Annotated in this window: 3 protein-coding genes; all 3 read left to right on the top strand. The window is 63.5% G+C overall.

From position 1 onward, the window contains the following. Positions 1–120: 120 nt before the first annotated feature. Positions 121–2,547: a cation-translocating P-type ATPase gene (locus ABNU97_RS17420; protein WP_348767933.1), complete on the top strand. Its 2,427-nt coding sequence runs from the start codon at positions 121–123 to the stop codon at positions 2,545–2,547. A gap of 18 nt (positions 2,548–2,565) precedes the next feature. Continuing rightward, positions 2,566–3,180: a class I SAM-dependent methyltransferase gene (locus tag ABNU97_RS17415; protein ID WP_123592639.1), complete on the top strand. Its 615-nt coding sequence runs from the start codon at positions 2,566–2,568 to the stop codon at positions 3,178–3,180. Positions 3,181–3,257: 77 nt separating this feature from the next. Continuing rightward, entirely contained in the window at positions 3,258–3,605 is a 348-nt protein-coding gene (locus tag ABNU97_RS17410; protein WP_348767932.1) for a hypothetical protein, read from the top strand. The last annotated feature ends 47 nt before the right edge of the window (positions 3,606–3,652 follow it).

The raw sequence follows: 3,652 nt of genomic DNA, 5'->3' as shown, positions 1-3,652 counted from the left end.
TGTTGCGTGTACTGCTCTTATGGGTCGGTGCCCTGTCCACCAGTGCAGCAGGACGGCGACTGCTCATGTTGAGGCGAACACGCATTGTGCACCGCGCGTTCTCCATTAAAAGGTGATGCCATGAACAAGACAACCGCAAATTCCGACGCGCTTCACCCGTGGAGCGATGACACCACTGGCGATTCCGGCATCCGCAGCGTGCGCGCCCATATCGGCGGCATGCACTGCTCGTTGTGTACCGGCACCATCGAACGGGCACTGGGTGCCAAACCCGGCGTCCAGCGGGTGGCGGTCAGCCTGACCCACGAGCAGGCGCTGGTCGAATACGACGATGGGCAGACCGACGCCGAAACCCTGATGGGCACCCTCCAGCAGATCGGCTATACCTTGAGCGATCCGCGCAAGGTCGAACCGTTCGAACGGCAGGAGCAGGCGCTTGCCATCGAGCGCAACCGCTTCCTGGCAGCGCTGACACTGAGCCTGGCCGCGGTGGGCCTGATCGTGGATACCACCAGCGCCTGGACCCTAGGCCTGTCGTCGCTGGTCTATGTCAGTCTGATTGGCTTCGGCTATGCCGTACTGCGCGGACGCGGCCACGCCACTGCATTGGCCGGCAGCGCAGGGCTGGCCGCCGGCGGGCTGATCCTGTTCGCGCTGCGCGCGAGCGGCGTGCTAGCTGGTTACGAGCCGGTGCTGGTCGCCGCGCTCGCGCTCGCCATGATGTTCGGGCTGGCCCGGCATATGCTGGTGATGGCTGTTCAGGCGCTACGCCGTGGCATTCTCAATCAACACGTACTGGTCGAGATCGGCGCCTTCGCCGGTCTGATCGGCGGGGCGATCGGGTTGGCAGCGCAACCGCCGGGTTATCCGACAGCGGCGTTTTTTGCGGTGTCGGTGATGGTGCTGACCTATCACCTGTTTTCCGAATGGCTGTCGCTGATCGTCAAGACCCGCAGCGCACAATCGGTCAAGCGGCTGCTGAATCTGCAGCCCGAGACCGCGCACGTGGTCACCGATGACGGCGAGCAGGATAAGCCCGTGGCGCAGGTTGCAGCCGGCATGACCGTGCGTGTGCGTCCTGGCGAGCGCATTCCGGTCGACGGCGAAGTGACTGACGGCGGCTCGGCGGTCGACGAATCGTTGATCACCGGCGAGCCGCTACCGGTGGAAAAAACCACCGGCGACAGCGTCGTCGGCGGGGCTATCAACAGCAACGGCACCCTGCTGATCCGGGTCACCGCCGTCGGCGACGAAAGTTTTCTGCATCAGGTGATATCCAGCGTCGAAGACGCCCGCGCGCTCAAGCCCGGCTTGCTGCATATCGTCGATCGGGTACTGCAGGTCTATACGCCAACGGTGCTCGCGATTTCCACGCTCGCTTTTCTGGGATGGGCCCTCGGGCCGCTCGCCTTCGGCGCCGATCCCGAGTTTCAGCGCGCGGTGTTCGCCGCGCTGACCGTACTGGTAATGGGCTACCCCTGCGCGGTCGGCATCTCCGCGCCGCTGTCGATCGTGCGCGGCGCCGGCGAGGCCGCGGACAAGGGCGTGCTGATGCGCACCGGCGAAGCCTTCCAGGCACTGCGCAAGATCGACGCTGTGGTTTTCGACAAGACCGGCACACTCACCGAAGGCCGGCCGGCGGTGCGTGATATTCATAACGTCGACGATCACGACGACGACACGCTGCTGGCGGTTGCCGCCGCCGTGGAAGCGGCCTCGGAGCATCCGCTGGGCCGCGCGGTGGTCGAAGCGGCACTGGAACGCGGACTGGATTTCCCCGAGATTGCCGACTTTCAGGCCGAGTCTGGCCGCGGCGTGACAGCGCAGATCGACGGCGAGACCGTGCGGGTCGGCAGTCCGGCGTTTCTGAGCGCCGCCGGCGTGGCATTGGACGCCTTGCAGGAACGCATCGATACCGCCGAACAACAGGGCCACACGGTGATTGTCGTGGCCCGCGGCGATCACTTGCTTGGCGCGATCGCGCTCGGCGATGCTCTGCGCCCCGACACCGTCGATACCATCGCCCGCTTGCACGAGTTGGGCATCCGCACCGCCATGCTCACCGGCGACAACGAGCGCACCGCTCGGTATATCGCCGAGCGCGCGGGCATCGACGATGTGTATGCCGGTGTGCTCCCCGATCAGAAGGCCGAGCGCCTGCGCGCTATGCAGCGCGACGTGCGTCTCGCCATGGTCGGCGACGGCATCAACGACGCGCCAGCGCTGATGCAGGCTGATATCGGTATCGCTATGGGCTCTGGCACCGATATCGCCATCGACGCAGCCGATATCATCATCCTCAATGGTCAGCTCGGCGCGGTGATCACAGCGTGGGAGATCAGCCGTTGGGGTTATCGCAAGATGCTGCAGAATGTCGGCTTGGCTTTCCTATTCAACGGTATCGGCATCCCATTGGCCGCCACCGGCCTGATCTACCCCGTGTGGGCGATGGTGGCCATGGCCGCCAGCGTGACCGCGATCTTCGTCAACTCACTCTGGCAACGGCCGGCGATGTTCTTTGATGCGATGGCGAGCGTGAGCGAGTAGCAACGAGCGAGCTTAATGATGGGCTTCTACAACGACGTAGTGTTACCACGGCTTTGTCATATGGCCATGCGTAATCGCCACTTGGCGCCCTATCGACGGCGTGTGTTATCCGGCGCGCAGGGCGAAGTCCTGGAAATCGGCATCGGCTCCGGCCTCAACCTGCCGTTTTACGGGCCGCATGTCCGCGGCATTTACGGCTTGGAGCCGTCACCACAATTGGTTCGTATCGCGCGACGCGCGGCGGAGCACTCCGACCGGCCGGTTGCGCTGATCGAGGGCTCGGCAGAAGCCATTCCGTTTGATGACAAGAGCCTCGATACGATCGTGACGACCTGGACGCTGTGCAGCATCCCGCATGCGGATCGGGCGCTGGCGGAAATGCGCCGCGTGCTCAAACCAGGCGGCCAGCTTCTATTCGTCGAACATGGCTTAGGGCCGGAGGCAGCCGTGGCCCAATGGCAGCGCCGCCTGACGCCTTTCTGGTCGAAGATCAGCGGCGGCTGTCACCTGGATCGCCCGATCCAGGCATTGATCGCACAAGCCGGCTTTGACTGTACACATCTCGAAACCGGCTACATGAAAGGTCCAAAGCCCATGACCTATATGTATGAAGGCCGGGCCGTTCCGAAATAGACGCCGCATTATTCACCCGGTTGTCTGAAGAAATAACGACTCCGTACCCCACTCCGGGTGTTGTTTACGGCAGATTTGTGGCCTATATTGAAATTATGAAGTCCACCGTGCTCCACGCGCTGATCTCGATGCTGGTGTTCACCAGCGTGCTGGCCAGTCCAGCGGTCATGGCGTGGACAATGCCGGCCGAGGCTACGGCAAGCGATTGCACGTTGTGTCAGGCCGACACCGCGAAGTCGCAGCATTCCACCGCGGCGACTTCGACTTGCGCAGTGGCCATCTGCGGCATGATGGCTGATGTTGCGCATAATACGGCCGGGATCACGCCCCAGCCGCCCGCGGTACCCACGTTTCATATCGAAACGCATTTGGGCCGCCAACTCGAGGGGCCCGACCCTTTTCCCCCGCGAGCTATCCACGCTTGATCTGACTGACGCCTGAGCGCGTCACAAACTCCGGCTGAGCTTACACA

This window comes from uncultured Salinisphaera sp. (assembly GCF_964012375.1).
Taxonomy (GTDB): Bacteria; Pseudomonadota; Gammaproteobacteria; order Nevskiales; family Salinisphaeraceae; genus Salinisphaera.
Note: the sequence above shows the minus strand (reverse complement) of the source record. Positions and strands in the feature narration are given on the sequence as shown.

What these genes read in the sequence shown, in the direction of transcription:
- ABNU97_RS17415 (WP_123592639.1), top strand. Translation starts at nt 2,566, where the DNA reads ATGGGCTTCTACAACGACGTAGTGTTACCACGGCTTTGTCATATGGCC.
- ABNU97_RS17420 (WP_348767933.1), top strand. Translation starts at nt 121, where the DNA reads ATGAACAAGACAACCGCAAATTCCGACGCGCTTCACCCGTGGAGCGAT.